Annotated in this window: 27 protein-coding genes and 4 pseudogenes; 12 read left to right on the top strand and 19 right to left on the bottom strand. The window is 62.1% G+C overall.

Going from position 1 to position 25,340, the window contains the following annotated elements; all coding sequences use genetic code 11:
* Positions 1-557: pseudogene (locus OR16_RS24800) on the bottom strand (IclR family transcriptional regulator); the annotation flags it as partial.
* 398 nt (positions 558-955) lie between these two features.
* Between OR16_RS24800 and OR16_RS46325 the strand changes: the two are divergent.
* The 5 genes and pseudogenes from OR16_RS46325 to OR16_RS24775 form a co-directional block, all read left to right on the top strand.
* Positions 956-1,648, top strand: a pseudogene (locus OR16_RS46325) (GntR family transcriptional regulator); the annotation flags it as partial.
* Between the two features lie 18 nt (positions 1,649-1,666).
* Positions 1,667-2,134, top strand: coding sequence for a DUF2848 family protein (locus tag OR16_RS46320; protein WP_237717211.1), 468 nt, complete (start codon positions 1,667-1,669; stop codon positions 2,132-2,134).
* On the top strand, positions 2,131-3,465 hold the full coding sequence (locus tag OR16_RS24785) for an amidase (protein WP_006160898.1): 1,335 nt from the start codon (positions 2,131-2,133) through the stop codon (positions 3,463-3,465). Before OR16_RS46320 ends, OR16_RS24785 begins: the two co-directional genes overlap by 4 nt.
* A 93-nt stretch (positions 3,466-3,558) precedes the next feature.
* Positions 3,559-4,858: pseudogene (locus OR16_RS24780) on the top strand (MFS transporter); the annotation flags it as partial.
* A 249-nt stretch (positions 4,859-5,107) separates the two neighbouring features.
* Positions 5,108-5,455, top strand: a complete 348-nt coding sequence (locus OR16_RS24775) for a hypothetical protein (protein ID WP_006160896.1) — start codon at positions 5,108-5,110, stop codon at positions 5,453-5,455.
* 67 nt (positions 5,456-5,522) lie between these two features.
* Here the strand turns inward: OR16_RS24775 and OR16_RS40015 are convergent, their stop codons facing one another.
* Both OR16_RS40015 and OR16_RS24765 read right to left on the bottom strand, forming a co-directional pair.
* Positions 5,523-5,921 (bottom strand): cupin domain-containing protein, encoded by a 399-nt coding sequence (locus OR16_RS40015; protein WP_006160894.1) that lies wholly within the window; start codon positions 5,919-5,921, stop codon positions 5,523-5,525.
* The gene (locus tag OR16_RS24765; protein ID WP_006160893.1) at positions 5,879-6,820 is read right to left on the bottom strand and encodes a Bug family tripartite tricarboxylate transporter substrate binding protein; all 942 of its coding nucleotides are present in this window, start codon (positions 6,818-6,820) and stop codon (positions 5,879-5,881) included. Before OR16_RS24765 ends, OR16_RS40015 begins: the two co-directional genes overlap by 43 nt.
* Positions 6,821-6,903: 83 nt before the next feature.
* On the opposite strand from OR16_RS24765, the gene OR16_RS24760 reads away from it, so the two are divergent.
* Positions 6,904-7,941, top strand: coding sequence for a LysR family transcriptional regulator (locus OR16_RS24760; protein ID WP_006160891.1), 1,038 nt, complete (start codon positions 6,904-6,906; stop codon positions 7,939-7,941).
* 1,226 nt (positions 7,942-9,167) lie between these two features.
* Here the strand turns inward: OR16_RS24760 and OR16_RS48395 are convergent.
* Together OR16_RS48395 and OR16_RS48390 are read right to left on the bottom strand one after the other, a co-directional pair.
* Complete coding sequence (locus OR16_RS48395; RefSeq protein ID WP_423739684.1) at positions 9,168-9,440, bottom strand: SOS response-associated peptidase family protein; 273 nt, start codon at positions 9,438-9,440, stop codon at positions 9,168-9,170.
* Positions 9,374-9,586 (bottom strand): hypothetical protein, encoded by a 213-nt coding sequence (locus tag OR16_RS48390; protein WP_423739683.1) that lies wholly within the window; start codon positions 9,584-9,586, stop codon positions 9,374-9,376. The genes OR16_RS48395 and OR16_RS48390 overlap by 67 nt, the downstream gene beginning before the upstream one ends.
* Before the next feature lie 418 nt (positions 9,587-10,004).
* On the opposite strand from OR16_RS48390, the gene OR16_RS24755 reads away from it, so the two are divergent.
* On the top strand, positions 10,005-12,095 hold the full coding sequence (locus tag OR16_RS24755; protein ID WP_006160888.1) for a Na/Pi cotransporter family protein: 2,091 nt from the start codon (positions 10,005-10,007) through the stop codon (positions 12,093-12,095).
* An 86-nt stretch (positions 12,096-12,181) separates the two neighbouring features.
* Here the strand turns inward: OR16_RS24755 and OR16_RS44160 are convergent, their stop codons facing one another.
* The 4 genes from OR16_RS44160 to OR16_RS24745 all read right to left on the bottom strand — a co-directional run bounded on the left by OR16_RS44160 (position 12,182) and on the right by OR16_RS24745 (position 15,584).
* Positions 12,182-12,352 carry a hypothetical protein gene (locus OR16_RS44160; RefSeq protein ID WP_006160887.1) on the bottom strand — a complete coding sequence of 57 codons (171 nt, stop codon included), beginning with the start codon at positions 12,350-12,352 and terminating at the stop codon, positions 12,182-12,184.
* A 135-nt stretch (positions 12,353-12,487) separates the two neighbouring features.
* A complete protein-coding gene (locus OR16_RS41780) occupies positions 12,488-13,435 on the bottom strand; it encodes an SGNH hydrolase domain-containing protein (protein WP_006160886.1) in 948 nt (315 codons plus the stop codon).
* Complete coding sequence (locus OR16_RS41775) at positions 13,417-14,433, bottom strand: acyltransferase family protein (protein WP_006160884.1); 1,017 nt, start codon at positions 14,431-14,433, stop codon at positions 13,417-13,419. Before OR16_RS41775 ends, OR16_RS41780 begins: the two co-directional genes overlap by 19 nt.
* A 638-nt stretch (positions 14,434-15,071) precedes the next feature.
* The gene (locus OR16_RS24745; RefSeq protein WP_006160883.1) at positions 15,072-15,584 is read right to left on the bottom strand and encodes a hypothetical protein; all 513 of its coding nucleotides are present in this window, start codon (positions 15,582-15,584) and stop codon (positions 15,072-15,074) included.
* A 324-nt stretch (positions 15,585-15,908) separates the two neighbouring features.
* On the opposite strand from OR16_RS24745, the pseudogene OR16_RS24740 reads away from it, so the two are divergent.
* The 5 genes and pseudogenes from OR16_RS24740 to OR16_RS24730 all read left to right on the top strand — a co-directional run.
* A pseudogene (locus tag OR16_RS24740) lies at positions 15,909-16,805 on the top strand (DUF4382 domain-containing protein); the annotation flags it as partial.
* Between the two features lie 61 nt (positions 16,806-16,866).
* The gene (locus OR16_RS44640; RefSeq protein WP_085961310.1) at positions 16,867-17,028 is read left to right on the top strand and encodes a hypothetical protein; all 162 of its coding nucleotides are present in this window, start codon (positions 16,867-16,869) and stop codon (positions 17,026-17,028) included.
* 58 nt (positions 17,029-17,086) lie between these two features.
* Positions 17,087-17,374 (top strand): hypothetical protein, encoded by a 288-nt coding sequence (locus OR16_RS24735; RefSeq protein ID WP_006160881.1) that lies wholly within the window; start codon positions 17,087-17,089, stop codon positions 17,372-17,374.
* A 104-nt stretch (positions 17,375-17,478) separates the two neighbouring features.
* Positions 17,479-17,700: a hypothetical protein gene (locus tag OR16_RS43670; protein WP_081488879.1), complete on the top strand. Its 222-nt coding sequence runs from the start codon at positions 17,479-17,481 to the stop codon at positions 17,698-17,700.
* Positions 17,701-18,313: 613 nt separating this feature from the next.
* Positions 18,314-18,583: a hypothetical protein gene (locus OR16_RS24730; RefSeq protein ID WP_006160879.1), complete on the top strand. Its 270-nt coding sequence runs from the start codon at positions 18,314-18,316 to the stop codon at positions 18,581-18,583.
* A 100-nt stretch (positions 18,584-18,683) separates the two neighbouring features.
* Here the strand turns inward: OR16_RS24730 and OR16_RS24725 are convergent, their stop codons facing one another.
* The 10 genes from OR16_RS24725 to OR16_RS46310 form a co-directional block, all read right to left on the bottom strand.
* Positions 18,684-18,872, bottom strand: coding sequence for a hypothetical protein (locus OR16_RS24725; RefSeq protein WP_006160878.1), 189 nt, complete (start codon positions 18,870-18,872; stop codon positions 18,684-18,686).
* Positions 18,873-19,207: 335 nt separating this feature from the next.
* On the bottom strand, positions 19,208-19,669 hold the full coding sequence (locus OR16_RS24720; protein ID WP_006160877.1) for a carbonic anhydrase family protein: 462 nt from the start codon (positions 19,667-19,669) through the stop codon (positions 19,208-19,210).
* A complete protein-coding gene (locus OR16_RS47810) occupies positions 19,650-19,961 on the bottom strand; it encodes a hypothetical protein (RefSeq protein ID WP_337459866.1) in 312 nt (103 codons plus the stop codon). The genes OR16_RS24720 and OR16_RS47810 overlap by 20 nt, the downstream gene beginning before the upstream one ends.
* A gap of 364 nt (positions 19,962-20,325) precedes the next feature.
* Positions 20,326-20,661, bottom strand: coding sequence for a hypothetical protein (locus OR16_RS43665; RefSeq protein WP_141639910.1), 336 nt, complete (start codon positions 20,659-20,661; stop codon positions 20,326-20,328).
* Between the two features lie 622 nt (positions 20,662-21,283).
* Positions 21,284-21,517, bottom strand: a complete 234-nt coding sequence (locus OR16_RS24715; protein WP_006160874.1) for a DUF2188 domain-containing protein — start codon at positions 21,515-21,517, stop codon at positions 21,284-21,286.
* 102 nt (positions 21,518-21,619) lie between these two features.
* Entirely contained in the window at positions 21,620-22,000 is a 381-nt protein-coding gene (locus tag OR16_RS24710; RefSeq protein WP_006160872.1) for a helix-turn-helix domain-containing protein, read from the bottom strand.
* Positions 21,972-22,691: a hypothetical protein gene (locus OR16_RS24705; RefSeq protein ID WP_006160871.1), complete on the bottom strand. Its 720-nt coding sequence runs from the start codon at positions 22,689-22,691 to the stop codon at positions 21,972-21,974. The genes OR16_RS24710 and OR16_RS24705 overlap by 29 nt, the downstream gene beginning before the upstream one ends.
* 192 nt (positions 22,692-22,883) lie before the next feature.
* Positions 22,884-23,405: a hypothetical protein gene (locus OR16_RS40000; protein WP_006160870.1), complete on the bottom strand. Its 522-nt coding sequence runs from the start codon at positions 23,403-23,405 to the stop codon at positions 22,884-22,886.
* Positions 23,406-23,607: 202 nt separating this feature from the next.
* A complete protein-coding gene (locus OR16_RS46315; protein ID WP_050983096.1) occupies positions 23,608-24,588 on the bottom strand; it encodes a GGDEF domain-containing protein in 981 nt (326 codons plus the stop codon).
* Positions 24,483-25,292 (bottom strand): PAS domain-containing protein, encoded by an 810-nt coding sequence (locus OR16_RS46310; protein ID WP_237717209.1) that lies wholly within the window; start codon positions 25,290-25,292, stop codon positions 24,483-24,485. Before OR16_RS46310 ends, OR16_RS46315 begins: the two co-directional genes overlap by 106 nt.
* Positions 25,293-25,340: the final 48 nt, after the last annotated feature.

Raw genomic sequence — 25,340 nt, 5'->3', positions numbered from 1 at the left:
CCTCCAGCATGGCCATCACCTGTTCGTCCGGTAACGTGCTCAGGTACGCGCGGCCGCTGCTGGTGCAGTACATCGGGATGCGCATGCCGACGGGCGTCAGCACCGGGATGTACTTCGACGTCATCAACTGCGCCACGTAGACCATCTCCAGCCCCACTGGCTCGGTCAGGTTGGCGGACTCGCCGCTGGCATTGGCGAGCTGCGACAGGTAAGGGCTGGCGACCTGGATCAGCGCGTCGGCGGACAGGTAGTTGTAGCCGATCTCCATCACCTTGGGGGTCAGCCGGAAGCGCCGCGTCTGCGGGTGCTTGGCCACATACGCCCAGCGTTTCCAGCGTATGCACGGTGCGTTGCGCGGAGCTCTTGGTCATGCCGGTCAGCCCCGCCAGTTCGGCCAGCGTGAGGGTGCGGTGGACTGCGCTGAAAGCCCGCAGCACTTCCAGCCCCTTCTCCAGCGACTGATTGAAAAGCGGGTCATGGCGAGTGGTTTTTTCGTCGCTTTCCGAGTCGATGCTCGGCGCTTCGGCGCCGTTTTCCTGATGGTCTTGCCGGTTCATGTTCGCGTTCCGCCGAGTCCTCGTACCGGTGACGGGCACCATCGCTGGGAAGGCCTGCACCACGATGAATGCATATTGCACCAATATACGACTGAATCGATTATCGATTCGTTTGGTTCCCGTTCATGATATTCGAGTCGTCTGTCTTTGGGAATGGCGGCGATGCGGTCGGCGCTCTGATTTCTGAGCGCGCACTTCCTCGTATCGATTCAATACCTTGTTTTATAAGGCTTCCAGGAGCTCGCCCGGTTGCGGGCGGGGGAGAAATGCAGCGCATGCGCGACTGCGCAATGCAGCCGGTTCATTCACCATTCAGTGTTTACCCGCACGTCCGATTTGTTGACGATCAGTGAAATATCAGACTAGTATCACAACAACTTCAATATTGCGGAATCACCATGCCGAACCCGATCCGGCTGGTCGGCAGCGCCGACCAGCCCCCTGAGCCAGCCTCGCGCGCCGCCACCGGCGCCGCGCTGCGCGAGCAGGCCTATGCCGAGATCAAGCGGCGCATCATTTCCTGCGAGTTCCGTCCAGGCGAGCCGCTCAACGAAGCCCAGGTTGCTGCCTTGCTCGGCATTGGCCGCACCCCCGTGCACCAGGCGCTGCACCGGCTGGAAGTGGAAGGGCTGGTGTCGATCCTGCCGCGCAAGGGCGTGCTGGTCTCGCCGCTGTCGCTCAACGAAGTGCTCGACATGATCGAAGTGCGCGCCACCAACGAAGTGCTGTGTGCCACGCTGGCCTGCGAGCGCGCCCACGAGAGCGATCTCAAGGCCATGCGCGAGATCGTCGCCCGCTCGCCTGACCTGATCGCGCGGCGCGACATCACCGGCCTCGCCACGCTCGACCTCAAATTCCATACCGCCATGTCGGCCGCCTCGCGCAATCGCGTGCTGGCCGACCTGCTGCGCAACCTGCACGAGAAGCAGGCGCGCTTCTGGTTCCTCTCGTTGTCCGACCCACAGCACCTGGAGAACGTCTACCAAGAGCACCTGGTGATCATCGATGCCCTGGAGCGGCGCGACGTGCCGGCGGTGCGCGAGGCCATCCGCGAACACATTGACGAATTCCGGAAGAACTCGCTGCTGACCACGGACGCGTTGCTCGAAGTGCCGCGCGCAGACTCCTCCGGCGAAATCGAGTTCGTGCTGCTGGCGGGCAAGGACGCGATGTACATCGGCGTGGGCTCCGACCACACCGACCGCAAGGTCGAAGCCTATGACGTCACCGTCTCCAAGCAGATGTGCGCCAAGCCCCTGGGCACCGCAGTCTGGCGCTTCGACGATGTGGCCGCGCACTGGGACCAGTTGCAGATGCGCTGCTGGCGCACCCGCGATGGCCAGCGCGAGCTCTACCAGGAGGGGCAGGTAACGCGCCTGCTGGACCCGCGCGACCTGATCCAGCGTCTCACCGGAGAAGACAAGCTGCCGGTGGGCACCGCCATGTTCTGCGGCACACAGGCTGTGATTGGCGAACTGGGCAGCGGCGAAGCCTTCGAAGTCGAACTCCACGATCCGGTGCTCAAGCGCACGTTGCGCCATGCTTATCGCGTGGCATGCCTGGCGGTAGCACCATGAGCACCACGCTGCCAACCATTGCCGCGCTCGCCGCCGACCTGGCCGCCGGGCGCACCACCAGCGTTGCGCTGACCGAGCAGGCACTGGCGCGCATCGACGGCCACCGTAATGCCGGTGGCACGGCCTTCCTGGAAGTCGACGGCGCCGGCGCGCTGGCCGCGGCCAGCGCCGCCGACCACGCGCGCGCCGCAGGGCTGGTGGCGTCGCCGCTGGCCGGGCTGCCGGTTTCCATCAAGGACCTGTTCGACGTAAGGGGGCAGGTGACCCGAGCTGGCTCGAAAGCGCTTGGCGGCGCCCCCGCCAACGCCGACGCGCCCGTGGTGGCGCGCCTGCGCGCCGCCGGCGCCGTGCTGATCGGGCGCACCAATATGAGCGAGTTCGCGTTCTCCGGGCTCGGCCTGAACCCGCACTACGGCACGCCGCGCGCGCCCTTCGACGAAGCCCGTATCGCGGGCGGCTCCACGTCGGGTGGCGCGGTCAGTGTGGCGCTCGATATGGCAGTCGCGGCGCTCGGCACCGATACCGGCGGATCGATCCGCATCCCCAGCGCGTTCTGCGGCCTGACCGGCTTCAAGCCCACCGCAAGCCGGGTGCCGCTGGCCGGCGCCGTGCCACTGTCAACCTCGCTCGACTCGGCCGGCCCGCTGGCACGCTCGGTTGCCTGCTGCGCCGCGTTTGACGCCATCGTCAGCGGCGAAACGCTGGACAGCCGCCCCGCGCCGCTGGCCGGGTTGCGTCTGCTCGTGACTCGCGATTTCGTGTGCGACGGCCTCGACGCCGAAGTCGCACAAGCCTTCGACGCCACGCTGGCCACGCTCTCCCGGCTTGGTGCGCGGATCGTCACGTTCGAATTCCCCGAGCTCAAGCGCCTGCCGCAGATCAACGCTGGCGGCGGCCTGACGGCCGCCGAAGCATGGCACTGGCACCAGCAGTTGCTGGCCGAGCGCGGCGAAGACTACGACCAGCGCGTCGCCATGCGCATCCGCCGCGGCGAGCAACTCGGCGCCGCCGACTACATCGAACTGCTGGCCGAGCGCCGTGCCATGCAGGCTCGCGCCGCCGACCTGCTGCGCGAAGCCGACGCCTGGCTGATGCCCACGGTAGCCGTGCGCCCGCCACGGCTCGATGCCCTGCAAAGCGACGAAGCCTTCTTCGCCGCCAACGGCCTCGTGCTGCGCAACCCGAGTGTGCTTAACTTCCTCGACGGCTGCGCCGTATCGCTGCCGATGCCCGCGGCGGAGCAGGGCATCGGACTGAGCGTTGGCGGCCTGAACGGGCGCGACGCGCGCGTGCTGCAGGTAGCCGGCGCCATTGAGGCCGCGCTGCGGTAACGCGTAGTAGCTAGCAGCAAAGACCGAGGGCCGCGACCAAGCAGCGCGGCCCCGTCAATCAACACCCAAGGAGTACCACCGATGTCTTCCGTGATGACCGGCGCCCCTGGCGCCCTGGAAAGCCCGGCCCACACCCCGGCAGAGCGCAACGAGGCCTACCGCAAGATCGCGGTACGGCTGATTCCCTTCCTCGTCTTCCTGTTCGTGCTCGCCTGGATCGACCGCGTCAATGTCGGCTTTGCCAAGCTGCAGATGCTGCAAGACCTGCAATTCAGTGAAGCCGTGTACGGGTTCGGCGCCGGCATCTTCTTCATCGGCTACTTCCTGTTCGAAGTGCCCAGCAACCTCTTGCTGGAAAAGATCGGCGCGCGCCGCACGCTCGCCCGCATCACCATCCTGTGGGGCTTCGCCTCCATGGCGATGATCTTCGTCAAGACCCCCATGCAGTTCTACGCCCTGCGATTCCTGCTCGGTGTGTTCGAAGCCGGCTTCTTCCCCGGCGTCGTGCTCTACCTCACCTACTGGTTCCCCGCCCAGCGCCGCGCCCGCATCAATGGCCTGTTCATGACCTCCTTCGCCATCGCCGGCGTCATCGGCGGCCCGCTGGCAGGCTTCATCATGAGCAGCATGGAAGGCGTCGACGGCCTCGCCAACTGGCAATGGCTGTTCGTCATCGAAGGCATCCCCTCCGTGCTCGCCGGCATCGCCGTGCTGATGTTCCTGCCGGAAAAGCCCATCGGCGCCAAATGGCTCACCCCCGGCGAACGCGATCTCGTCACCCGCGAGATCGAAGCCGAAAACCGCGACCCCGCCAAGCACTCCTCCCTGCGCGCCGCCTTCACCAACTCGCGCGTCTGGATCTGCGCCGCCATCTACTTCTGCGTGGTCAGCGGCAACGCCACCATCGCCTTCTGGTCGCCATCCATCATCAAAGAGCTAGGCGTCAAAGGCAACCTGCAGATCGGCCTGGTCTCCGCCATCCCCTTCATCGCCGGCACGCTCGCCATGGTCTGGAACGGCATCCACTCCGACCGCACCGGCGAACGCCGCCTGCACTGCGCGCTAGCCACCCTGATGGCCGCCGCCGGCCTTGTGCTCACCGGCATGTGGCTGCACAGCGCGGTGCTCGCCATGGTCGCGGCTCACCATCGCCTCCGTCGGCATCCTCGCCGCGTTCCCGGTCTTCTGGTCGCTGCCCTCGGCCTTTCTCGCCGGCACCGCTGCCGCCGGCGGCATCGCCCTCATCAACTCCATCGGCAACCTCGCCGGCTTTGTGGCGCCCTACATGATCGGCTGGTTCAAAACCAGCACCGGCCAGCTCTCGTCCGGCCTGTACTTTGTCGCCGCGCTGGAAGCCAGCGCCACCGTCCTCGTGCTCGCATTCATCAAACAATCCACCCCGAAGCACACCGCAAACCTAAGCCCCACAAGGGTTTCTAGGCTTTTGCACGTCCTGGCTTCCGTGTCGGGAAAGCTGCACAAAAACTCACGAAACTATCCCTCACTACGTCTAAATTACGTCCGCACTACGTCAGCTTGTTCTGTCCCCATACCCCGTAGGTACAATGCCAAGTACCAAGCACACCACAATATCGGGATGAGCGCGTTTGCTCTGGCGTCGGGGCCCTAAGGAGTTTGGGCAATGGCAAGTCTGAGGAAGAAGGCAGCAGGATGGGAGGCATCGGTGTTCGTCAAAGGTCAGCGCGAAAGCCGGTCTTTCGATACCAAGGCAGCGGCCCAGGCCTGGGCCGTACAGCGGGAAGCGGAGTTGCGCTCCCTGGCCGATGGTCAAGGCAGCAAGACGCATACGGTCGGCGACGTGCTCGACCGTTACCAGCGAGAAGTCAGCCGCCAGAAGCGGGGCAAGCGGTGGGAGATCTACCGGCTCGAGCTCATTGGCAAGAGAGAGATCGACAGCAAGCCGTTCCGATCAATCCGGCTCGCCGACCTGAAGGTTCCGCGCGGCAGTGCCCGCGCTTCCGCTTCTTAGACGACGCGTACCGTAACAGGCGAGAAGAGCACGCCGCTTTACGGCGCGCGGCGGCTGCGAGAAAGGATCAGACGACCGTCTGCTCCTCGAAGTCGAAATTCTCGAACGGCGCGTGCACGAGCAGGAAGAACCCTTCCTGCTCGCCCCGATTCCAGACCTCGTGCCACACGCCGGGCGGCATGTCGATGAATGCGTTCGGCTTCAGCGTGAAGTGTCCGCCATCCCACCGAAGCTCCACTTCGCCTTTCACACCCATGAAGAAGTCACTCACGAGAGAGTGCCTGTGCAAGGGCACGCCGCTGCCCGGGCGGACGCGGAACACGCTGATCTGGACCGCCGCATCCTGGTGCAGGACGGCCTTGGCACAGCCGGCCCGCCGGTCGTGGAATGCGAGGGCGGAGAGGTCGTCGATGCAGATGACGGCTAGTTGGCCTTGATGCCGGCGGCGCCGATGACCTTCGCCCATTTGGGAGTCTCCGTCTTGATCGCCGCGGCGAATTCCTGGGGCGAGTTGCCCATCTCTTCGATGCCGAGGACAGCCAGCCTGTCGCGGACCTCCGGCGCTGCGAGCGCCTTGACCGTTTGTGCGTGAAGAATGCGAATCGCTTCGGATGGCGTGCCCGCGGGCGCGACCAATCCGCTCCACAAGGTGACCTCGAAGCCGGGAAAGCCCGACTCGGCAACGGTGGGAAGCTCCGGAAGCACCGATGCACGCTTGAGCGAAGTGACGGCGAGGGCGCGCAGCCGCCCATCGCGGACCCACGGAAGGACGCTCTGGATCGGACTGAACATGAGGGAAACGCGTCCGGCCAGCAGGTCCGGAATGGCCGCCGACACGCCCTTGTAAGGCACATGGCGCATGTCGATGCCCGCCGCCAACTGGAACAACTCGCCGGCGAGATGCGTGCCGCTGCCGATGCCGCCGGAAGCGAAGGTCAGCATCCCGGGCTGGGCCTTCGCAAGCGCAACGAGGTCGCTCACGGTCTTCGCGGGGACGCCGCTGTTCACGACGAGAACGTTCGCCGACAGCGTCAGCTGCGATATCGGTGCGAAGGCCTTCTGCGGATCGAACGGAAGTGCGTACAGGCTCGGGTTGACCACGATCTGAGTCTGGCTCAGCACGCCAAGCGTGTAGCCATCGGGCACCGCCTTGGCGAGCCGTTCGGAGGCGATGTTCCCGGCCGCACCCGTGATGTTCTCGACGAGGACGGGTACGCCCAGCGCGGCTGACAGCCGGGCTCCGAGCACCCGCGCGATGGTGTCCGGCAGGCTGCCACTCGGCAGACCGACGAGGATTCGGATCGGCTTGTCCGGGTAGGCCGCAGCACACGTGCATCCGAGAAGGGCCAGGGCGATGGCGATCACGATCCGTTTCATGTTGTCGACGATAGCGATCGGACGGTATAAAGGGAACTCGGTTTATCGAGATAGCGATATAGGGAACTCCGATGGCTACACCGGACTGGGATCAACGCATCGGTCGGCGTTTGAAGCTGCGGGACCTCCACATCCTTTCGGTCGTGGCGCACTGGGGAAGCATGGCGAAGGCGGCAACCCATCTCGCCATGACCCAGCCCGCCATATCGGAGTCCATCGCGAACCTCGAAAGCGTGCTGTGCGTGCGCCTGCTCGACCGCGGTCCGCGGGGCGTCACGCCGACGATCTACGCGCAGGTGCTGCTCAGGCGCGGGCACGTGGTGTTCGACGAGCTGCACCAGGGGCTCAAGGAGATCGAGTTCCTGGCCCGTCCGACCGCGGGTGACGTACGAGTCGCGGCCGGGGACACGATGGCCGCAGGGCTCCTTCCAGCGGCGATAGACAAGCTTTCCCTGCGCTATCCGGCGATCGTCGTCCGTGTCGCACAGGCGAGCGTCGAGCGCATGGACTTCCGGGAGTTGCGCGAGCGCACCGTGGACGTCGCGCTCGCTAGGGTTCCGCGCGCATTCGAGGAGGACGACCTGGACTGCGAAATCCTCTTCGACGATCCGCATCGCGTCGTGGTGGGCGCAAAAAGCCCGTGGGCGACCCGCCGGAAGGTCTCGCTCGCGCAAATGGTGAACGAGCCGTGGCTCTTCGCGTCAAACCAGATGATTCGAGAGTTGATCGAAGAGGCGTTCAAGGCTCACGGCCTCGACGTGCCGCGCGAAGCTGTTGTCGGCAGCTCGATTCTCATGCGCAACCAATTGCTCGCCACCGGGCGCTTCGTCACGGTGTTGCCGGAATCGGTGCTTCGCTATAACGCCAGGCAGTGGGCGCTGAAGGCATTGCCGGTCGATCTCGGCGTGGCGGCGCGTTGTGTCGCGGTCGTGACACTGAAGAACCGGACGGTGAGCCCCGTCGCCGAGTTGTTCGTCCAGCACGTGCGCGAGGCTGCGCGCGAGATTGCCTCACCGTTCAGGCCGACGAAGCTTGTGAAAGCTGATGGCGTCCCCATTCCAGCGGCGGCATCAACACCTCCCCGTACGACCCCCAACCGACGTGCGTGATCACCGGCTCGAGTTCATCAGGCCGGCGGCGCTCCAACTCGGCATACCGGGCGTGAGGCGCGCCGCCGCGAGGGTGTGGGCGGGCCGGTGCAGACCCTCGTTGTGGCAAACGGGCGGTGCGGTCCAGCGGCATTCCGTGCGACCGCCACTACTGCTGCATTGCTGTCTTCCATTTCCGTCGGTCGAGAGACAGCAACGGGTCGAACGGGGGCATTCGAGCCGTAGCCGTAGGGTGTGCAAGTTTCCGTCTTGAGGCGCCTCCTTGAACACCATCCCCCAAACTACGCTCGGCAGCATCGCGTTCCGCAGACCTCTCGCGCGTTCTGTGCCCCCGCACATCTCGAACATCCTGTGCCGCGGGTTGCTGCTGCCGGCGCTGCTGCGTCTTCGTGTGCCATCCCACATTGTAAAAAATCGCTGGCCGTGGGGAAGATTAACTCAGGAGGGCGCCAGTGGCGCAACCATGGCTGGTGCATGGCATACGCTTTGCGTTGTAACTCGCTGAAGGCAGACCTATCCTCGAAAAGAGGTCTTTGTGCTTTGCAACCGTGCCGGGGGCCCCTATGAAAACCCTTGATCCACCACTTCCATGCCAACCCGCCTCATCACGGTGCGCGGTACTACTTGATGATTGCGGTCTGGTTGCTGGTGCCGGCACTGGCTTACCTAGTGTGGGAGGCGGTCTCGGCAGGCCTGTGAGATGGAGGAATGTTGCAAGTAGTAAGCCCTATATACAAAAAGATCCCTATTGGTCACACTTGCCACGTTGGCTGGCAGTCGAGTTTTAAGGGGAGTAGCCGCATCACAGCGGAGCGACATCATGTTACGGGTATCGGTGCTGTTTCTAATTCTTCTGGTCTTGCGAGCAATCTGGTTGCATCGGCATGTCGCGACCATGCGGTTAGTCGGACGCGACTCGTCGGGGTGGTTGAGTTATGAGTTGCGCCGGCGTGTTCGATTGGTGGCAGTTCCCGCTCATGTCTCCCCCTATCCCGTTCCGAGAGAGGAGCGCGTCCGTGTCGTTCGGATTGCCGGGCTGGTTCTCTGGCATACGGAACTCAGCATTGCGCTGCCGAACGAGGTATGTTCGCATCTGAGCGATATTTCTCCGCAGGAATTCGATGCCCGCTTTCCCAGTTGGCTGCAGCTGGGTCCTCCGAGGCAGGGAGCTTAGTACGCACCTGCCTCATCGCGGAGCGAAATGGCCCTGCCGGATGCGGGCAGCGTCATACTTTCTCTTTTAATCTCAGCGGCGCTGGCTCTGCATCCATCCGCGCTGCGGGGTAGGGGCGCATGAAGCTGCGCGCCAGCTCCGGATTCCGGCAAGTCAGCCAGTCATCCCATTCCGACCGCGGCACAATCACAATCATCCGGTTCTCTTTGCTCGGCGCATGAAAGCGATTCATCAGCGAGTGCTTGTCGGAATTTACGGTCAGCATAGTGAAGCTGAACGTTTCGGCACCGGCTTCGCGCGGCCAGGTTCGCCATAGCCCCGCAATCGCGAATCGGGCTCATCCTTTAACCAGATTCGCCAGCGGACCGACTTGGCGCCGTCCTCATAGTTGGCTTCGTAGAAACTAGCGGCCGGCACGAGACAGAGCAGACCGTTCGTCCAGGCACCCGCAAATGATCGCTTCTCGCGAATCGTCTCCGATCGCGCATTGGTTGTCTCGAATTTCTTTACGCCCGGCGCAGCAGCTGGCGTTGGATCGGGGCGTGGTTATTGCACACGGTCAGTCCTCCCGGTCGTCTCGGCAAGAGTATCCGCTCTTCGGCGGTCCCAGAATACTCCTTCTCCCTGGCCTCCCTCAGGGTGGCACGTGCGTCGCAGCTTCAGGCCGAGAAGGAATGAGCAGCGCCCCCCCCACCTTTTGGGCCGCTGGGAACCTTGCTTGCGCACTGGTACAGTGCCAGCATGCGCAAGGGAATCCGATAGGTCCAGCTGTCCCGCTATCCGATCTGTGCGGCCGGTGGCTGGGCGCGGCGACGTCTTGCCGCGGAACCGCGGCGGGCCAGCAGTAAGAGTCACATGGGCAACTGTTTGGCGTCGAGGGTTCAGAATCATGACATTTTCGTACACGCTGATCGATCTTGCTGGCTTTGTTGCGCTGCTGCTGTTGGGCACCCAGATGTTTCAAACCGGCATACAGCGCGCATTCGGTGCCGGTCTTCGATCAATCCTGGGGGGTACGCTGCGCGGACGACTCCGCGCCTTCTTCGGCGGAATGGGTGTGACGGCGGTGCTGCAGAGCAGCACGGCGACCGGACTCATTACTGCCGGCTTCGCTGCCGAAGGGCTCGTCGGGCTTGTCCCGGCCCTTGCCGTCATGCTCGGCGCAAACATCGGCGCGACATTGCTCGTGCAGGTGCTGTCGTTTGAGGTCGCGACCGTCTCGCCGGCCTTGATCCTCGTTGGCGTGCTGATGTTCCGCAAGGCATCGAACGCGCGCGCACACGATCTGGGTCGCATGCTTATAGGCTTGGGCTTGATGTTGCTGGCGTTGCACCAGTTGCTCGAGTTGATGACGGATTACGAGGATGCCCCCAATCTTCGCATGCTGCTGGGCGCCGCCTCCACTGTGCCGCTGGTCGATGTTCTGTTAGCGGCCGGCTTGACTTGGGCCGCAAATTCGAACGTCGCGATCGTCCTGCTCGTCACGGCGCTTTGCGCGCAGAACGTGGTTCCGCCCAACACGGCTTTTGCGCTGGTATTGGGTGCGAACCTAGGCACCGCGATCAATCCCGTGCTGCAAGCGACTGCACCGAACGATCTGGTGTCGAAGCGATTGGCGGTTGGCAATCTGCTTACGCGGGCAGTCGGTGTCGTGGTGGCGCTCGCAGTGCTTCGGCCGTTTGGTAGCTTCATGGTCACGATCGAACCGGACAATGCGCGTGTGGTTGCCGATTTTCACACGCTGTTCAATCTGGTTCTCGCCGGCCTGTTCCTGCCGTTGCTTTCTCCCTTCGCAAGCCTGCTGACTCGGCTATTGCCACCGCTAGTGGAGGCTGCCGACCCGTCGCGGCCGTTCCGCCACGATCCAGTCGCGAGGCAGATTCCGTTCGGCAACATGGCGCGCGAGGCACATCGCTTGACGGATGTCCTTGGCCAGATGCTGCCGGGCACCCGTGCCGCACCCATTGAACGCGGCCGGAAGCGCATCGCCGAGGTCCGTCAGCGTGACGATATTCTGGATAGCCTATATGGCGCGACTAAAACCCACCTGACGCCTCTCGATCCTGGGCCGCTTGGGGAGAACGACCATCTTCGCTTTCCTGAGAGAGAGTACGCGACCCATGGTGAACAACGAGATGGACTCGAAATAAGGGAGCACCGTGGCCACACGCTCGAACTCCTTAGCGCTGATGGCAAGACGCAGGCGTATTACCCGGCAAAGTCACTGTGGCTCACCTTGCAGGATCTCCAGGTCGTCCAACAACTAGAGTCTGCAGGGGGAGACGCGCAGTCAACGCTTTCTACCTACATCCACGGGACCGCGTCTTTCGACGACTGTCGCCTGTCCATTATTGGCGAATCCGAGAGTAGTACGCGTACGGTTCAGATTTCTTTTGCAGCCCGGGAAGTAAGCACCGCAGACGGGAAAGGCCTTCGCGAATGGCAAGAGGAACTCGGCATTGCCCTCTCCGACGTCCCACTTGGCGCCGCAAGGCTCGGCTATAACCGCTCGGACCATGAGATGCAGGAACCGGAGCAGTGGTGGGCGTCGTGCCTCGTGCCAGAAAGCAGCTTGCAGGCGCTGTCCGAGGGTGTTGCGGACGGACGCCTTACTGCTGTCAAGGTTGGGCTATGCCTGAGGGGCGTTTACATATCTGAGGAGCAGGCTGTGGCTGATTTTTCCGGGGAGTCATGTGTATGCCTCAGACCGGGTAAAAGTGACAACGCCATGGAGTCGCCGGAAATCGCTGATGGATACGTTGTTCATCTCTCGCTAGATCTCACGAAAGTCAGCTTGCGCGGGCTCGAACAGAGCGAGAGTGCGCACGATGGCCTAGTGCTACAAGAGCAGATAAACCCTACCGAGGCAGATGCCGTCAGCGTGCTGGTGGAGAAGCTCGGCAAGCTGGTCGCCAGCTTGAAATGGCTCGCAGCGCTTGTTGCGCTCTTGGTTGTCGTTTTCGCATTTAAAAACCGATGATTGAGTGGACACGACCGGTGGTGTTTTGAGCAAAAAGGTCACGGGCGCACGCACGGCTTCGGTGGGGACCTTGCGTGTCATGGCGCTCACTTCGCCACGCGCGGCAACACACGCTTGGCCTTTTCCGCGACGCGTTGATGCTTGTCCTGCGCTTCCGCCCAGTTTGCTGACGTGAAAATCTTGTTGACGCCGGGTGCAGTCAGGTGGGTCAGGAATACCGGCGTGTCCCATGGACAGAAGTAAGTCCAGGTGAACATCCGGCACAAGTTCCTCCACGGCCGCCCAATTATGAATTGCCGGGTGAGGAACCGGTCGCCATAGAAATCCGGAGTGCCGCCGCGCACGGCATGGCGGTTTCTCGATGATTTCAGGGGTAGCTGTCGTTACAGAGGTCAAGGCAGCACGCCAACCTCGGACAGGTGGCGAGCCACAAACGTCGCCCCATAGGTGGTCAAGTGTCCATAGTCCCAAGTGAACAGCTCTTCTGGCCTATTCGGGACGTGTGTGAGACAGCCATCCTTGGTGCACAGGACTTGCATTATCGAGACATAGCGGACCGAAGTATCGCTGAACAGTGTCTCTAGCTGCTTATCTATCGCGACTGGAACTGGATCGTGCCCGGTAGTGAGGCGTGCAGGGATCTTGTGGACAGGGTAGCTATCCTTCCAGCCCTGGTAGACCAGCTTTGGTAGATTGTCACTCCACTCTGGGGCCGGCCCAAGAACAACGATCTCCTTGATGCCAGCGGCCTTGAGCTGCTCGATCGACGCCAGAAGGCCCTGCTTTGCGGGAGAGGGAATACTCCAGTCCTTCTGATAGTGGCCCCACACGCCAAACATCACGACGGTTCTCGGGCGAAGTCGTCGAATCTCGGCCATGACGTACTCGTTGCTCTTCTGGCATACGGGATAGCCGAAACCTAGTATTGGAGGGCACGAGTCGCGTGTGAACTGCGAGATCGCATGCGTATCTCCGAGAGCTTTCTGCAGGCCCGGGTACAGCCGAGCTGCGTGCGAATCGCCCCAAACAAGAATTGACGAATTGCCTGGCGGCACATTCGCGCACTCTTCGCTAAAGCCATCGGGTGTGCTGACTTCGCCCAGCCAGCATTTGTTGACCCTGGCGTCGCCTTTGTAGTCGTACTTGAAGTCCGCGATGCTCTGGACCTCGGGCGGGAATCTCGACGGTAGGCCATCAAGCGCATATGAGAGGTAGCCAACGCCGCCGGCTGACATTGCCAATGTGCACAGGCTTGCCACTTTGAGTCGGCTGTTCTTGCCTAAGCGGATGGGGCGCTCCACTAGGCGGTATGTCACCCAAGCTAGAGCGACGCTGGCCATGACTGCGGCGCCGCGTGTTGCCATCGGCGGCGTGCCGTGCTCGACGATGCGCGCGAACGATAGAAGCGGCCAATGCCGAGGTACAGGGGGAAGCTGATTGCGCCAAACCATACAAATACCTTGGTCGCCAGGACTCGACGGCTCAACCATGCCTGCGACCCGGCATCAATCATCAGGTAGGTGCCGACCGTGGGTAGGAGTGCCCACCAGCCAGGGAATGCCACACTTTGCGGTAGGGACGCTATCGGAACAATGATCAAGAGCGCGCCGAGGACCGATTTGATGGCTGATCGACCAGGGAGGATCGAGCGGTTGTTCAAGTGCTGGTAGGCTAGCAAGGTGCCGATCAGCAACTCCCAGATCCGGCTGAGCGGTGAGTAGAACGCGGCGGTGGGATGGCTGTGGATCGTGAGCACGTTCAATGCAAACGAGGCAATGCAGACCGCCGCAATCGGGATCAGCGCATTGATGCGAAACCTCCCGCACAGCCAGAGCAGCAGCGGCCAGAAAATGTAGAACTGCTCTTCGATCCCGAGGGACCAGAGATGTAGGAGGGGTTTCGTCTCGGCCGCAGCGTCGAAGTATCCGGCTTCGGTCCATAGAGCGAAATTCGACACGAACCCAGCGCCCGACGCGACATGTTTGCCTAGCTCTTTATAGTCGCCAGGCAGAAGGGTCACCCAGCCGAAGGCGTAGCAGGCTGCCAGCACAATCAGGAGCGCCGGGAAAATGCGCTTGATCCGGCGTGCGTAGAAGTCTGCAAAGCTCAGGGTATTGGTGGCAACGCCGGAAAGGATGATCTTTCCGATCAGGTAGCCGGAAATCACAAAGAACACATCCACGCCGACGAATCCCCCGCGAAGCGCTTGCGGGAACGCGTGAAACAGCACGATCGAGCAAGCGGCGATGGCGCGAAGCCCGTCAATGTCGGCGCGGTAGTCCTTATGGTTCTGTGGGGTGCTTAGTACGGGGGCTGGCGTACTGGCTTCGATGCGCATTTTTCTGGCGTTGGTTTCTGGTTTTGAGCCGAGATTCTACGGCAGAACCAGCCCGCCTCCGGATACAAGCCCCTGCATGATCTGTTGGGCACCAGCAGCAGCCCCCTCAGTTGCACGAATTCACGGCCGCCATGAGCGGCTTTCTCTTGCCCTGGGACCCCACCACGATGAATTCCGGCACCTGGATGCTGACCCTCGATCTCTACGGCCAAAACCGATGGTGGGAACGCCGATGGTAGCCTCGGTGCCTCAATGACGCCCCGTCGGCCCGATCTTGTTTCCGGGCGGACGCGTCCCTCTCGATGACAGTCGAGGTCACGGCCAGCGTCAGGTGCCGGAAAACAGGCGTAGCGCAGCACGAAATGTGGCCAGTCTCCTCCCCGCTGGATTTGCGGGTTCCTCTGGGCAGCAGGGCAGCGCATTCCCAATTCTCGTTACCCTGGCCGATCCGGCGACATGACTTCGTAGACGGTCTGTTGGCGCCGATTCTTCCCGGTGCGGCGCAGCGCGGGCGAGCCTGGGCCGAAACCGATTCTTGAGTGCTTCTCCTGAAATCGACGGAACTCAATGCCAATCTGTTGCCGAGTGGGCAAGCCAGGGAGTGGTGACGGTATAGACCGGCTGGCCTAACCATGCAGCTACTTCTCGAACCAGTATTCGAACTCGGTCCGGTTCTGGTTGAAGGCCTTGTTGTCCGAAATTGTCTCGGCGCGCACGATGCCGCGAATGCCGCGGAACTTACCACTGCCACCCGTGATATCCAACTCTGTGAGGTTCTTCAGGCGGTCGCCGCTTGACAGCTTGTGCGAGAGGAAGAATCCGCGTGCAAAAATCTTGTCGCCGTTCTCCATCCTGTATTCGACATAGCTGCGGCCGAGCCCATTCAAGTCGGTCAGGTCGCTGGTGCCACGGATAACGGCCTCTTTGAGGACAACGCCCTCAATAGTCTGATCTTTACCGCCATAGCTGCGCACTAACTCGAACAGCCGCAGCTTGTGCTCAGGCACGTCACCAACTTCGAGGATGTACTGCTGCGTGTACTTGTTGCCGCTGGTTGGTGCGTCGAATGCAACGATATGCTTCTCCTGCGCAAGTGCAATCATCGGGACGAGAAGCGCGCCATATGGCACCGCAAACAGTCTCCATCGCATGGTCTTCTCCCAGCGGGTTCGGGACGCTGATGCACTCTGGCAAGACTGCAGGGTAACGCAGGAATCGAATTCGCCGAAGGGACTGGCGTTAATCGAATGTCCTCTCCTGGCTGACGACCAGCGAGCAGGCGCCATCGGCAATGCGGCGATGTGCGCGCGTGCGCTGTATCCGACACCCGCGATTGGGGGCGCGAATGAAGCGGAATGTGGTAAATCCGCGGCACTCATTACAAAAACTTACAGCGTACGACATTCAAAGGGATCTATGCTCCAGTTGCCCAGACACTCGGTTGAGAATAGCTATGATTAAGAACTCCAGGGAAACTCGGGCAAGCCCCGTTGCCTGCGGGCACTTACCAACAGATCCGCCTCGTTCTCGTACCCAACAGCGCCGGTTCGCTTGCCAATTCGGTCGTGCCCACGGGGGGCGCCGAGCAGGCACTGGACACGCCCAGTGCCGTACAGTCCGGCATCAAGATCAATCGTCCCTTCACCGTGGCGGCCAACACCCTGACCGACCTGGTGCTGGACTTCGATGCCTGTAAGTCTGTTGTTGCACGCGGTAATGGCACCTTTTCCCTGAAGCCCGTGGTGAGCGCGCTGCCGAGCGTGGTGAGCGGCGCGGTCACGGGCGTACTGGCCGGAGCACCCGGCGCCCAGGTCTATGCCGAGCGCAACGGCGTTGTGGTCAAGGCGACTGTCGCCGATGCCAACGGCAACTTCAAGCTCTCGCCGATCGAGCAAAGCAGCACAGCCGGCAATGTGGACGTGGTGATTGTGCCGACCTCCGCGAATGGGCGCGGCACCGGCATCGTGCGCGGCGTGCCCGTGGTAGCGAGCGGCAGCACTGCCGTTTCGACCGCAGCCTTGCCGATCACCCTGCCGAGTTCGGTGTTCCGCACCGTTTCCGGAACGGTCACTCCGGCCAGCGCACTAGCGACCATCCGCGCACTTCAGTCAACGGGCGGCGGCACCTTCGAAATCGCAGCGACAGCCGCTGCAAGCGATACAGGCGCCTACAGCTTGTTCCCGACCCAGGCTGCGTTGCCGGCCGGCGCCCCTGTGGTGGGGACCTACCAGACTACGCTGCCAATCCTGCTGACAGCGGACCTTACTGCGGCAGGCAAGTACAGCATCCAGGCCACGAGCTCCAGTGGGACGGTCAGCACGCAGCAGGTCAATGTGGCCGTGGGTGACGTGGTCCAGAATTTCGCATTCTGAAGTGAAGCAAGCAAGGGCGCCGGTACCGCCGGTGCCCAATTGAGACAGGGGAGAAGAAGAAATGAAATTCATTCTCGGCGTAGTGCTGGCCGGCACGCTTGCGACCGGCTGCACAGTCTATACGCCTGGTGTCGCGGTTCAGGCACCTGCCGCGGTGGTTGTCGATCCAGGCCCGGGGCCGGGCTTTTGCCCGCCGGGTCAGGCCAAGAAGGGGCGTTGCTGAGCAATGGAACGGCAGCAGGCTACGTGAACAGTGTGTTTGCAGGACTGAGGAGAATCTGATGAACAAGACCCGCGTACTATCCTTGATCGCGGCTGCGCTCCTGGCGACGGGCTCGATGGCCGCCTTCGCTCAGCGAGGCGGCGGTGGCATGGGCGGTGGGGCCCGAGGCGATTTTGGCGGCCGTTCGGACAGCCACATCAGCGGCAGCGGCCTGCGCAACTCCAATGGTCCGGACGCAGCAGACCGCGACAAGGGACGCGCGCGTGCGGAAGATCGGAGCGAAACGCGTACCCGGACCTCCCACGGGAGCGCCCATGGGAACGCCCACGTGCATGGCAAGCATTGATCGATTGGATTAATTGAGCGCTGCCGCGGCCATCCAGCGCACATCACCGTGCGCGAACGCAGTGCGTATTCTGAATGGAGTCCAAGGTCAATCAGGAGAGACCTATGAAACCCATTTCTGTGATGCTTGCCGCTTCTGTCGTGCTGCTGAGCGGCTGTGTTGTAGCGCCCTATGGTGATGAGCATCGCGGCGGCGGTGGCGGGTACTACGGCGGAGAACCCCACCGGGATCACGATAGGGACCACGGCGATCACGATCACGATCACGATCACGGCGATCAGCGGAACTACGGTGGGGATCACGACGGGCGACATGATCAATATTGAATTTCGGGCGGTGGCCGTCGAGTGCCAGGGGCGGACAACAAAAAGCCCGCCGGGCGGCGGGCTGCGAGGATTTGGCGATGCGATCCTCAGTGCCGATGAATCAGGTGGTCAAACCAAGTCTGGACAGCACGCTGTTGTGTCGAGAGCAGGGACGGGTCATGTTCGCGGAGCACCCAGACAACGATCGCGCAGAGCGCTAATCCGATGAGCAGGACAACTAGCGAGGCAACCATGGCAGCCTCCTATCGGGTGACTATGCAACCAGTGTAGGCCATTCCCGCCGTGCGTGGATGGCCACAAAAAAAAGCCCGCCAGGGGTGGTAATACCCGGCGGGGATTGGAAGCCGCACCGTGCCAAGCGGAAGGCCGCGATGCGATATTCAAGGCTAGCAGGGCGAGTGGGCGCAGATTGTCAACATCTGTCACAGCGGCGGGATGGGTGATCACGCCGGAGCCGGGCACGCCACATCGGTCGTGCACTTGACGGTACTTGCCGCTCCCGGCTAGTTTCCTAAAATGATCTCATGCAGACGTCGCAGTCCCGCCCAGTGTGGTGGGGGCTCGCCAGCATCGATAGTTGTGTTGGAGAACATGACAAGATCTGGAGGAAACTATGTACCGGCATGCGCACTCACTAGCGGTGATCTATTCGCTAGATACAGTGGATGCGTGGTTGTTCGCTGTAATCACCGGGCCGCGAGTTATTCATTTCGGGCCGTTCGAATCCCGAGAAGACGCCGATGAGATTCTAGCGGAGATGTATCCAGATACGCCGGCTGTGGAACTGCCGGCGCAGCCCGCACGGCTCGATAGCGAAGGCGTGACGATCCTGGGATACGCCGCGGCGCAGCAGGCAGTGATGTTTGAGGAATCCGGCGAGTAGCCTCGCGGCGCGGTCCGCGCGAGCGAGCCTTTTCGTTTTTTCTGAGCCCGCCAGGTTCGCGCCTCGCGGGCTTTTTGCTTTGGGCACTTCGGCGTACTTGTTACGCGAAATCGCCAAAGCGATCTGGGTCGTCTGGCATCGTCCATTTGATGGATTCTTCTTTGATGTCTACTGCCTTCTTCGGTGGTGGCGATGTCGTATGCGGTGCGAACGCCGTGATTATCTGAAACTGCGGCACGTCGATAACTTCCTCGCCGTCTTCGGACCAGCACCTGAGACTGACAGCCATATGTGCCTCCGGTAAGTGACTCCAAGAAATCCCGGTTGCATTGGAAATGCAGTGGGGGCGAACGTTAACCTTAGACCCGCTTTATGACAGTTTGCTGACGTCAGTCACGACAGCTGTGCTGCCGGCGATCGACCTGCCGTCAGGCCGATCCTGCAGAATCGCGGCACACCGTTTTTCCTGGCGGCAGTGAACGAACAGATCTGGGGGCCGGGACATGGTGTGCCGGGGCTGGAAGGCATTGTGCTGCCGCAGATCCGGCTGGCGCAGGCCGAGCGCGACGCGGCGTAGGGTGCGAATTCACGGCCCGGGTGTATCGGGGGGTATCAGGCAGCATTTCAGGTGAGGAATTCGACAGCCCCGCCGTTCAAGTGGTACATCGCGCCAACAATCTTTAATTTTCCATCTTTCTCCATCGGGGCCAGCACGCTACTCCCGTTTCGGATTGCGTCGATCGCGCGTCGAACATTGGTTCTTGCCACCGCATCGACAAACTCATCATTCTTGCTGCTTCTGTCGCCAGAGTACTGCGTTTCATCCACAGCCGGCTTGATCTTGGCAAGGAGACCAGTCAGGTGTCCCAGTTCAACCTGATCAATCGCGCCCTTGATTGCCCCGCAGGCTGTGTGCCCCATCACCAATATCACTTTGGCGCCGGCTGCCGCGCAAGCGAACTCCAGGCTTCCGATGAGATCCTCATTGGCGATGTTGCCCGCGATGCGCGCGTTAAAAGTATCGCCAATTCTCGTATCAAGGATGATCTCGGCCGGAGCCCGGGAGTCAATGCAGCTCAAGATCACCGCCGCCGGATACTGCCCGCCGGCAGTCCCTCTTTTTTTGCGCCAGATAATCGTGGGGCAGCATCTTCCCTAAACGGAAGCGTCTATTGCCTTGCTTAAGGTTCTCGATAATCTGGTCCGGCGTTAACTTGTCTCGCTCAGCCTTCGATAGCGCCGCCGCGTAAGCCGATTCAACGCCGCCCATGCTTCCCATCAGCCCAACGGCTGCGACGCCGAGCGCAGTCTTCAGTACGGTACGTCGTCCAACGCTGTCGGAGGACTCCGGTGGACAACAGTCAGTGCTCTTGTGCATGTCATGCTCCGTAGGCAACCGAAAAACGACCATTGCTGTCGGTATCACGGAGCTGTCGTGCATGGGACCCTGTTCGCGCCAGCCCGCCGACAGGCGGCAGCAGACCGCCAAGCCACCTGCTCCGCAGCTTGTGGAATGGCTTTGAGCACATGGTATATGCAGCGAGGCTTCCAGGCTATTGGACTTTGGTCCCATGGAGGGCGGTCCGCCAGTGCATCGCCCAATTAGCTGTCAGGTCGGCACCAGGCACAGCGGGCCCTCGGAGAACGAGCGCTGCGGGATGAGATCGCTAAACTTGGTACCGACACATTGGCCGAGCGCCAGTTGATAGACGGCGTTCCCAGCACGGCTGCGCCGCTCCAATTCATTTACCCGGCTGCGAGCGGCCTGTCGACGGATTCAACGATGTCTTGCCGCCACCGCCGCCGTAGTCCCGCGAAGCTCCCGCGGTCTCCGCTGCGGTCATATCGTCTCGCTGATGCCCTGAAGTCGCATTGCTATAGCGCTGCGCAATGGCGCCGTTTACTCCGGAGAGCGAATTGCTCTGACCTTGTGCTGAGCCGTAGGCCGTGCTGCCATGCTGCTGCGAGGCTGCGCCATAACCGCCGTAGCCAGCAGAGCCGGAAGCTTTGTATGCCGTGAGTTGGGCATGGACTGCGCCCGGCACCAACATTAGGGCAAGAATCGGAGTAATTCTCATGCTGCATCCCGGTGGGTGAAAAAGGGGGGGGGCGGGCGTGATCGCCTACTGTTTCGAGGCAAGGCAAAGGGAGGCAATCTGTCGCCGCTATTGATTGTGGTGCGTCGCACCAGTTTCAGTACCCCGCCGTAGAGGGGGCTGAGCGCCTTACGGGGTGGGATATACGGCGAGGAAGGAGCTAGCGCCGTAGCGCCGGCGCGCCCCGAGAAAAAAAGCCCCAAGCAGGGGAGTGCTGGGGCTTCAAGTGATAGCGGGTGACTTCGCAGTGCACCTTCGATGCTACTTTGGCAGCGGCCGGTCCTGCGCGCATCCCCCGAATGGGTAGATCGCGGTGCCTTTGTTCCGCCGCAAGGGTGAAGGAGGCATGATGCGTGGGTAGCCCACGAGGCCGGGCGATGCCGCACAACGCCAGAAGCCCGTTACGCTAGTGGCTACCCCATGCGGTAGGTTGGAGCGTCGGGTCCTCGGCGCTGGCCGCGCAGGTCTCGTCGACTAATGCGCCTTACCTGCTCACGGCCCCAAGCCCGCAATGCCAGTGGCGGTGCAGCTTGCGTCTGCGCGCGTTGGCGCAGCATGCGCAGTGGCGTCCGGCTTATCCCGGACGCCAGCCATCTGGGCACGATCAACCCTTCACGCTCCTGGGGTCGCGCCCGTAGCTATTCCGCGTACGGATCTGGCCATCCTGACCGTGCACCAGGAGTTCCACCTTCTCGCGCTGTGCAATCACCGTCGCGGCTTCCACCGCTTCCTCCTGAGTGAGGAAATGTGCTCTTTCGCCCTTCGCCCCCTCGTGGATGATGTCCCACCCGTCGCCATGAGGGACGACGTGTACGTTGCGCTGCGGTATCGAATCCATGGTTCTCTCTCTGAGCAGTGCTCTGCTGCTGTTTTCGGGGGATGCTTTGACCGCGGAATAGTGGAAAGTGCCAGATACTCCGCCTGGAGATAGCGTGTCGCGCTATTTTTCCTGCTGTCCGACCAATACGTCGAGTGGGACGCGCAGCGCCGCCGCCAGGCTCTGGAAAACCTCTGGGCTGCCTTCGCGTTTGCGGTTCTCTATCTGGCTAAGGTAGGGCTTGCTAAGGCCTGCCGCAGTCGCCAGCGCGTCCTGGGTCATGCGGCGATATTCCCGCCAGGCCTTGACCGGATTATCCCCGGCGAGTTCGGCGTCCAGGATGGCGGCGGGGATCCGAAAGGCGTTGTCTTGGGCCTTGGCGCGGTCTGGCCGCGCGACATCGTCCGGGTCCTCGACCCGATGCTTGATCCGCTCCCACACCTCGATGGGCACTACCGCGAATTCGGGGCGGCCGTCACGTTCGATGAACTGGATATTGATCATTGAAAGGCACCTCCTCGATGGACGTTCCCAGGCATGGCTTGGGCGGCTGGGCCGCTTGGCTGGCGAACTCGATCGTGTGCACCTTCATGTTAGCCATTGCTGCTAACAATTGTGCAAATCTTGTTTGCTGGTTGCCGTCGCGCCGGATGCGCCGAACCTTGGTCATTAGGCTGTGTCGCAACCCGTCAACCCACCAGAGCTTCTTCGCCCACAAATACAGCCAATCCGGGTGCTCGCCCACCTCCAACTCCAGATCGATCCATGCCCGCTTGATCAACCGGTCCGCCCCTGGCCCGCTTCGCGAAACCACCCGGATCAACCGTCCACCGTGCGCCTGTATGAATTCAGCCTCTGCTTGCGTGGCGACATCGGGGATCAACACATCGCGGCCGTCCAGCCGGTCCAGCGCCTCGGCCAGGTACCTGACCAACACATCCGGATCCATCGGGGCACGGTTCCAGGATTCACGCAGCGTTTGCAGCAACTGGGCGGGCGACTTGCCGAGTGCGGGTATGACATTGTTGAGTTTCGCCGGCCCGAAGTGGGCCTCATTGATGCCCGTGCAGGCTTGGATCATGTGCCGGAGCGGGGCGTCGAAGGTGGCGATGTGGAAGGCGTGGCGCCCGGAAGCCAGGTAGTTCGTGATGAGGTCCTGACCGGAGCCTGGGCGGCCGCAGAGTCCTATGAGCATGAAGTTTCCTTGGTCGTGTTCGTTCGCTTACGGCCTGGTGTGCCCGTGCGGGTACCCCGCAACTTCAGCGAAGCCGATACCAAGATTACCCATGGGTAACTACAAAAGCAAGCTCAATGGGTAACTCGGGTTGACCAAGGGGATCATGCCGAGCGTGGCGGGCGAGGCGGTATGGAGACCGCCTCGCTCATCTCAGCTTGCCGACGCCTTCTTGCGCGCCTTGGCAGGCGTCTGTGCGCCGCCTTCGTGAACGGCGTGGCCGGCTTGCTTGAGTGCCGGGTTTCTGCCGCCGGTCTTCAGCACGCGGGCGGCTTTCGTGTTTTTTGCGTATTTGCGCACCGAGCGAACGGTTTCGACTTGCGTGATCAATTCGATGGCTGCGAGCACCCGGTCGATGTCTTCGTTGCGCAAGCCATTGATCAGCCGCGCGAATCGTGCAGCTAACTCGGGCGGCAGGGGGTCTTCTTTCAGGGGCGCGGCTGCGTCTTGCGCGTCGCCGTCCAGCCACAGGCGCGGCAGGCCGAGCTTGGCTTCGATATCGCGTGCGAGATGTTCGCCGATGCGTTTTTTCCCGGCTTTGCCGGTGTCCGAAAATATGCGGGAGAAGTATGAGGGGTCGCGGTCGAGTCGGTCGGACAGGCGTGCGATGGAGCCGCCGAATTGTTCGGCCATGATTTGGGCTAGGCGCTGTTCACGCGTATCTTGAATATCCATGACCCATTAAACCCGCGCATTACCTTAAGGTAAATTTTCTATTGGTACTGCAATTTAAATGACTAATTGGTAATGTTTGGGGCGGAAATAGGTTTCAGGTCTTGATTATTGGGGGGAGAGGCTGGCCGGGTGGCCGGGGATTTTGCCGGTGTGTGCTTTTTGCAGTGGGGTATGGCTACGCTAGTCGCCGGCCTGGCCTGGCTCAGTAACACTCGATCCGGTTACGGCCGCGTTCCTTGGCGCGGTAGAGCGCCCCGTCACTGCGCAAGAGAGATAGATCCGCGCTGGCATCGGTGGCATGCATGAGGGCAATGCCGACGCTCACGGTCAGTGCGATGACGTGGTTGCCGTCAAGTAGTGCGGTTTCCGCGATCTGATGCTGTACGCACCTGGCAAATCGTGCCGCCGTATCAAGGCTTGCATCGGGGAGCACCACGGCAAACTCTTCGCCGCCGATGCGGCCGGCGAAATCGTGCTTCTGCAGCGCATTGCGCAACAGCGTAGCGAAATACCGCAGGGCGTGGTCGCCCATGGCGTGGCCCCAGGTGTCGTTGATGGATTTGAAGTGGTCGAGGTCAAAAGTCAGGACCGCGGCAGGGCGGCTGCCGGTGCGCTGGATCCGGGCGAGCTCCTGTTCGATCCGCGCGACGAAGTGACGGCGGTTGGGTAGCTGCGTCAGGAAATCGATGGTGGCAAATTCCTGCAGTTCCCCCTCGATGCGCTTGCGCTCGGTCACGTCGGTGATAAACCCGTGCCACAGCGTGCTGCCGTCGTCGAGCCGCCGGGGGCGTGCGTCACCTTGCCGCCAGCGCAGCCCTTGCCCGGGCAGCTCGACACGGTACTCGAGGTGCCAAGGCGTCAGGCAGGTGGCGGATGCGTGGAGCGAGGCGCGGTAGGCTTCCAGGTCGTCGGGGTGGATGACGGCGTGGATGGGGGCAGTGCTGGCGGCTACCTGTTGCGGCGTGAGTTCGTAGATATCGGCGATGCCGGCGCTGGCGTAGGGGAGGAAGGATTCCCCCGTTGGCAGCAGGCGCTGCTGGAATACCAGGCCGGGGACTTCGTTGGTCAGGCTGGTGATCAGGTCGACGGTTTGCTGCAGTTCTTCGGACAGGGCCTGGAGATCATGCGCAGCGGCTCGCCGTTGCTGCCGCGGCTGACTACCTTGCCGCGGCTGGATATCCATTTGTAGCGGCCGTCCTTGCAGCGAATCCGGTGATCCACGGCGTAGCTTTCCGTTTCCTGGTTGAAGTGGGCTTGTATGGTGGCCTGGACGTAGGCTAGGTCGTCGGGATGGACTCGGGTATAGCTATCTTCGATCCGGTTGGTGATCTCGGATTCTTCATAGCCGATGATGGCTTTCCAGCCAGCCGAGTAGTGGATCTTGCCCGCCTGGATATCCCGGTCCCAGACGCCCGTGCCGCTTCCCGCGATGGCCAGTTCGAGCCGCTTCTCGCTCTCCTGCTGCCGGTTGGCGTCATCGTCCAGTCTGGCCTGGGCCTGATCGCGCTCGATGATGGCGACCGCCATGTCGGCAAAATCTTGCAGGAGGGCCCGCTCCGCCTGGTCCAGTTGGCGCGATACGACATCGTACAGGCGGAAGGCGCCAAGCTGGCTGCCGCTCGCTGTGGTCAAGGGGCACGCCGCATGAATGCACATGCGCAGGCCGTCGATATGGATCGGTGCGTCGCCGGGATGCGTGCCATGCTGCGTGTCATGCAGCATCACCATGGCGACCGGGACCTTGAAGAGGTGGCGCGCGAGGCGAGTCAGCGCGTCAAACCGCTCCTGCTGTAATGCAACTGTAAGGTTCTGCGACCTCGAGGTGTCGATGCGATCATGTCTGGTTTCAGCTTCAGTGGAGGCCCGCATATCCAGGTCAGATGACAATTGACGTTAGCCCGAAGGTGTTGATTGCGCACTGGTGCTGCAAGATGC

This window comes from Cupriavidus basilensis OR16 (assembly GCF_000243095.1).
Lineage (GTDB): Bacteria > Pseudomonadota > Gammaproteobacteria > Burkholderiales > Burkholderiaceae > Cupriavidus > Cupriavidus basilensis_D.
This window is presented reverse-complemented; position numbering and strand designations above follow the sequence as displayed.

Excerpts from the sequence above, each read along its gene's own strand:
- OR16_RS24785 (WP_006160898.1), top strand. The coding sequence starts at position 2,131 with ATGAGCACCACGCTGCCAACCATTGCCGCGCTCGCCGCCGACCTGGCC.
- OR16_RS24775 (WP_006160896.1), top strand. The coding sequence starts at position 5,108 with ATGGCAAGTCTGAGGAAGAAGGCAGCAGGATGGGAGGCATCGGTGTTC.
- OR16_RS40015 (WP_006160894.1), bottom strand. The coding sequence starts at position 5,921 with ATGGGCGAAGGTCATCGGCGCCGCCGGCATCAAGGCCAACTAGCCGTC.
- OR16_RS24760 (WP_006160891.1), top strand. The coding sequence starts at position 6,904 with ATGGCTACACCGGACTGGGATCAACGCATCGGTCGGCGTTTGAAGCTG.
- OR16_RS24755 (WP_006160888.1), top strand. The coding sequence starts at position 10,005 with ATGACATTTTCGTACACGCTGATCGATCTTGCTGGCTTTGTTGCGCTG.
- OR16_RS44160 (WP_006160887.1), bottom strand. The coding sequence starts at position 12,352 with ATGTTCACCTGGACTTACTTCTGTCCATGGGACACGCCGGTATTCCTG.
- OR16_RS41780 (WP_006160886.1), bottom strand. The coding sequence starts at position 13,435 with ATGGCCAGCGTCGCTCTAGCTTGGGTGACATACCGCCTAGTGGAGCGC.
- OR16_RS41775 (WP_006160884.1), bottom strand. The coding sequence starts at position 14,433 with ATGCGCATCGAAGCCAGTACGCCAGCCCCCGTACTAAGCACCCCACAG.
- OR16_RS24745 (WP_006160883.1), bottom strand. The coding sequence starts at position 15,584 with ATGCGATGGAGACTGTTTGCGGTGCCATATGGCGCGCTTCTCGTCCCG.
- OR16_RS44640 (WP_085961310.1), top strand. The coding sequence starts at position 16,867 with ATGAAATTCATTCTCGGCGTAGTGCTGGCCGGCACGCTTGCGACCGGC.
- OR16_RS24735 (WP_006160881.1), top strand. The coding sequence starts at position 17,087 with ATGAACAAGACCCGCGTACTATCCTTGATCGCGGCTGCGCTCCTGGCG.
- OR16_RS43670 (WP_081488879.1), top strand. The coding sequence starts at position 17,479 with ATGAAACCCATTTCTGTGATGCTTGCCGCTTCTGTCGTGCTGCTGAGC.
- OR16_RS24730 (WP_006160879.1), top strand. The coding sequence starts at position 18,314 with ATGTACCGGCATGCGCACTCACTAGCGGTGATCTATTCGCTAGATACA.
- OR16_RS24725 (WP_006160878.1), bottom strand. The coding sequence starts at position 18,872 with ATGGCTGTCAGTCTCAGGTGCTGGTCCGAAGACGGCGAGGAAGTTATC.
- OR16_RS47810 (WP_337459866.1), bottom strand. The coding sequence starts at position 19,961 with ATGCACAAGAGCACTGACTGTTGTCCACCGGAGTCCTCCGACAGCGTT.
- OR16_RS43665 (WP_141639910.1), bottom strand. The coding sequence starts at position 20,661 with ATGAGAATTACTCCGATTCTTGCCCTAATGTTGGTGCCGGGCGCAGTC.
- OR16_RS24715 (WP_006160874.1), bottom strand. The coding sequence starts at position 21,517 with ATGGATTCGATACCGCAGCGCAACGTACACGTCGTCCCTCATGGCGAC.
- OR16_RS24710 (WP_006160872.1), bottom strand. The coding sequence starts at position 22,000 with ATGATCAATATCCAGTTCATCGAACGTGACGGCCGCCCCGAATTCGCG.
- OR16_RS24705 (WP_006160871.1), bottom strand. The coding sequence starts at position 22,691 with ATGCTCATAGGACTCTGCGGCCGCCCAGGCTCCGGTCAGGACCTCATC.
- OR16_RS40000 (WP_006160870.1), bottom strand. The coding sequence starts at position 23,405 with ATGGATATTCAAGATACGCGTGAACAGCGCCTAGCCCAAATCATGGCC.
- OR16_RS46315 (WP_050983096.1), bottom strand. The coding sequence starts at position 24,588 with ATGGATATCCAGCCGCGGCAAGGTAGTCAGCCGCGGCAGCAACGGCGA.